General features: G+C 58.3%; 2 protein-coding genes. Both read left to right on the forward strand.

Annotation, left to right across the window (positions count from 1 at the left end; genetic code table 11):
* The coding region (locus AC1DE4_RS31785; protein ID WP_477884758.1) for a flagellin at positions 1-447 on the forward strand (447 nt) is incomplete at its 5' end.
* A gap of 280 nt (positions 448-727) precedes the next feature.
* Positions 728-952, forward strand: a 225-nt coding sequence (locus AC1DE4_RS31790; protein WP_477884759.1) for a flagellin N-terminal helical domain-containing protein, incomplete at its 3' end; no start/stop codon positions are given.

Raw genomic sequence — 952 nt, forward strand, 5'->3', positions numbered from 1 at the left:
GTCCGCGGCACCGGCGGCACGGTCTCGATCAAGACCACCGACTATGTGCTCGGCACGACCAACACCCTGTTCAACGGCACGACCACCGGCGGCATTCTTGGTGGGACCGGCGCAAGCTCCGGCCAGTCGGTCTACGGCTTCACGATCGGTACTAGCACGACCCAAGGCGACATCGACAACCTGCTGACGGACGTCGAAACCACGCTGAAGAACATGACCACTCTCGGTTCGCAGCTCGGTTCGCTCCAGACTCGCGTCGACATCCAGTCGGACTTCGTGTCTTCGCTCAGCGACTCGATCGACTCCGGTATCGGCCGCCTGGTCGACGCCGACATGGAAGAAGAGTCCTCCAAGCTCAGCGCCCTGCAGACCCAGCAGCAGCTGGCGATCCAGTCGCTGTCGATCGCGAACTCCTCTTCGCAGAACATTCTCTCGCTGTTCCGCTAATAGCCCGTACGGCAGATTGAAGAAAGCTTGCGGCCGGGTCATTCCCGGCCGTAAGTGTTTTAATTTCCAGTTAACGAACGATCCGTAACTACCGGATATTTTTAATAAATTTCCCCATACAGGTTCAGGATTTCTTAACCATGATGCCGTCATATGGGCCTATCGAAACGGCGAGTTGATTGCGCAGTACGAAGCGATCAACAGGCATGACGCTGACCGCCGTTCCCGGTAGAAAGTCCGGAATGTCCCTTCACATCAATTCTGCCAAAGGGGCAAATCAATGACCAGCATTCTGACCAACAACTCCGCCATGGCGGCACTCCAGACGCTGCGCAACGTCAACAGCAATCTGGCGGACACGCAGAACGCCGTTTCGTCTGGCCTGCGCGTCGGCAAGGCTGCCGACAACGCTGCCTACTGGTCGATCGCCACGACGATGAAGTCGGACAACAAGGCCCTTTCGGCTGTTTCCGACGCCCTCGGCATGGGCGCCGCCAAGCTCGAC

The sequence above is a fragment of the Rhizobium sp. 10N414 genome, from assembly GCF_056394785.1.